Annotated in this window: 2 protein-coding genes; both read left to right on the top strand. The window is 64.2% G+C overall.

The window, feature by feature from the left end; translation table 11 throughout:
- Positions 1-135: 135 nt before the first annotated feature.
- Positions 136-1,152 carry a YCF48-related protein gene (locus tag N5D48_RS25940; RefSeq protein ID WP_279888977.1) on the top strand — a complete coding sequence of 339 codons (1,017 nt, stop codon included), beginning with the start codon at positions 136-138 and terminating at the stop codon, positions 1,150-1,152.
- A partial coding sequence (locus N5D48_RS25935; protein ID WP_279888976.1) for an RND family transporter occupies positions 1,149-3,532 on the top strand: 2,384 nt, incomplete at its 3' end. The genes N5D48_RS25940 and N5D48_RS25935, both read left to right, overlap by 4 nt.

The raw sequence follows: 3,532 nt of genomic DNA, 5'->3' as shown, positions 1-3,532 counted from the left end.
ATAACGTCCCGCTCGTTGTTTTCTGTCCGACAATCCCCTTAGCATGGCCCGAAGCTATTCCAGGGCTCTGGAACAAGGTTTTCGCAGTACCTGGCAATAGATTGACCCAGCACAAGAACACAACAGGGGGCAGTCATGAGACAGCGGGCAAGGGCACGCTACAGCCTGGCCGCCAGCACAATGCTGGCGCTGGCTTTGGGCATCGGGACGAACAATGTCCTGGCGGCGGTGGCTGCCGAGCAATACTCGGTGGAGTCGGACCAGGCCAGCCAAGGTCTGTTGATCGGCGCCACTCACGCAGGCCAGCGCCTGGTGGTGGTTGGCGACCGCGGCCATATCCTGTTCTCCGACGACCAGGGCAAGACCTGGACCCAGGCCCGGGTACCCACCCGGCAACTGCTCACCGCCGTGTTCTTCCTCGATGACAAGCGCGGCTGGGCCGTCGGCCACGACGCGCAGATCCTCGCCAGCAGCGACGGCGGCGCGACCTGGAGCAAGCAGTTCGAAGACCTCTCCCGCGAAGCTCCGCTGCTCGATGTACGCTTCCTCGATGCGCAGCACGGCTTCGCCGTGGGCGCCTACGGTGCCTTGCTGGAAACCCTCGATGGCGGCCAGCACTGGCAGGACGTCGCCGAGCGCCTGGACAACCCCGACCAGCTCCACCTCAATGCCATCGCCACGGTCAAGGGCGCGGGGCTGTTCATCGTCGGCGAGCAGGGCAGCATGTTCCGCTCCAGCGACAACGGCCAGAGCTGGTCGAAGGTCGATGGCCCCTATGAGGGCTCGCTGTTCGGCGTGATCGGCACCGCCCAGGCCAACACGCTGCTGGCCTTCGGCCTGCGCGGCAACCTGTTCCGCTCCACCGATTTCGGCGATAGCTGGCAAGCGATCGAGCTCAAGGCCGAACGTGGCCCGCTCGAATTCGGCCTGGCAAGCGCTACGCTTCTCGATGACGGCAGCCTGGTGCTGGTCGGCAATGGCGGCAGCGTATTGCGCAGCGTCGACGACGGGCAGACCTTCAGCGTGCGCAACCGCGCCGACCGCATCGCCCTGGCCGGCGTCAGTGGCCTGGGCGGTGGCGGCCTGCTGCTGGTCGGGCAAGGGGGCGTGCACCTGGCCTCGGCCGACGGTACCCAGGAGGCGCGTCCATGACCAGCCGGGAGAGCTTCGACATGCAGCACAAGGACAAGGCCACCCTGCTGGAACGCCTGATCTTCAACAACCGCCCCATTGTCATCGCCATCTGCGTGCTGGTGAGTATCTTCCTGTTCTGGCAGGCCACGCAGATCCGGCCGTCCACCAGCTTCGAGAAGATGATCCCGCTCGAGCACCCGTTCATCGAACAGATGCTCGAGCACCGCAACGACCTGGCCAACCTCGGCAACACCGTGCGTATCTCGGTGGAGGCGACCAAGGGCGATATCTTCGACAAGGACTACATGGAGACGCTGCGGCAGATCCATGACGAGGTGTTCTACATCCCCGGCGTCGACCGCGCCGGCCTGAAGTCGCTGTGGAGCCCCAGCGTGCGCTGGAGCGAGGTCACCGAGGAAGGCTTCTCTGGCGGCGAGGTGATCCCCAACACCTACAATGGCTCGCAGGACAGCCTCGACGCGCTGCGCGACAACGTGCTCAAGTCCGGCCAGGTCGGACGCCTGGTGGCCAACAACTTCAAGTCCAGCATCGTCGATGTGCCGCTGCTGGAAAGCTACCCCGACCCGCAGGATCCTGGGCGGCAGGTCAAACTCGACTACCAGCAGTTCTCCCACCAGCTGGAAGAGAAGATCCGCGACAAGTTCCAGGCGCAGAACCCCAACGTGAAGATCCACATCATCGGCTTCGCCAAGAAGGTCGGTGACCTGATCGACGGCCTGGTGATGGTGGCGATGTTCTTCGGTGTCGCGCTGGTGATCACCTGGGCGCTGCTGTACTGGTTCACCTGGTGCATTCGCAGCACCATCGCCGTGCTGATCACCACGCTGGTGGCGGTGGTCTGGCAGCTGGGGTTGATGCACGCTGTGGGCTTCGGCCTCGATCCCTATTCGATGCTGGTGCCGTTCCTGATCTTCGCCATCGGCATCTCCCACGGGGTGCAGAAGATCAACGGTATCGCCTTGCAGTCCAGTGATGCCGAGAATGCCCTGACCGCGGCCCGGCGCACCTTCCGCCAGCTGTTCCTGCCGGGGATGATCGCCATCCTCGCCGATGCCGTGGGCTTCATCACCCTGCTGATCATCGACATCGGCGTGATTCGCGAGCTGGCCATCGGCGCTTCGATCGGCGTGGCGGTGATCGTCTTCACCAACCTGATCCTGCTGCCGGTGGCGATCAGCTACGTCGGCATCAGCCAGAAGGCCATCGCCCGCAGCAAGAAGGACGCGACTCGCGAGCATCCGTTCTGGCGCCTGCTGTCCAACTTCGCCAGCCCCAAGGTAGCGCCGGTGTCCGTGGTGCTGGCGCTGCTGGCCTTCGCTGGCGGCCTCTGGTACAGCCAGAACCTGAAGATCGGCGACCTCGACCAGGGCGCCCCGGAGCTGCGTCCGGACTCGCGCTACAACCAGGACAACAGCTTCATCATCAGCAACTACTCCACCAGTTCCGACGTGCTGGTGATCATGGTCAAGACCCCGGCCGAGCAGTGCTCGATCCACTCGACCATGGCGCCGATCGACGAGCTGATGTGGACCATGGACAACACCCCGGGCGTGCAGTCGACCATCTCCCTGGTGACCGTTTCCAAGCAGGTCATCAAGGGCATGAACGAGGGCAGCCTGAAGTGGGAAACCCTGTCGCGCAACCCGGACATTCTCAACAACTCCATCGCCCGTGCCGACGGTCTGTACAACGCCGATTGCTCGCTGGCGCCGGTGCTGGTGTTCCTCAACGACCACAAGGCCGAGACCCTGGAGCGGGTCACCGCCGCGGCCAAGGCCTTCGCCGACAGCCACAACAAGGACGGCCTGCAGTTCCTCCTGGCGGCCGGTAATGCCGGGATCGAGGCGGCCACCAACGAAGTGATCAAGTCGGCCGAGCTGACCATTCTCATCCTCGTCTACATCTGCGTGGCGGTGATGTGCATGATCACTTTCCGCTCCTTCGCCGCCACGTTGTGCATCGTCCTGCCGCTGGTGCTGACCTCGGTGCTGGGCAACGCGCTGATGGCGTTCATGGGCATCGGCGTGAAGGTCGCCACGCTGCCGGTGGTGGCGCTGGGCGTGGGCATTGGCGTGGATTACGGCATCTACATCTACAGCCGCCTGGAGAGCTTCCTGCGCGCCGGCCTGCCATTGCAGGAGGCCTACTACGAAACCCTGCGCTCCACCGGCAAGGCGGTGTTGTTCACTGGCCTGTGCCTGGCCATCGGCGTGTGCACCTGGATCTTCTCGGCCATCAAGTTCCAGGCCGACATGGGCCTGATGCTGACCTTCATGCTGCTGTGGAACATGTTCGGCGCCCTGTGGCTGCTGCCGGCGCTGGCGCGGTTCCTGATCAAACCGAGCAAGCTGGCGGGCAAGGAGGGCGGGTCGATCTT

The organism is Pseudomonas sp. GD03858 (assembly GCF_029840925.1).
In the GTDB taxonomy this organism is placed as follows: Bacteria; Pseudomonadota; Gammaproteobacteria; order Pseudomonadales; family Pseudomonadaceae; genus Aquipseudomonas.
Note: the sequence above shows the minus strand (reverse complement) of the source record. Positions and strands in the feature narration are given on the sequence as shown.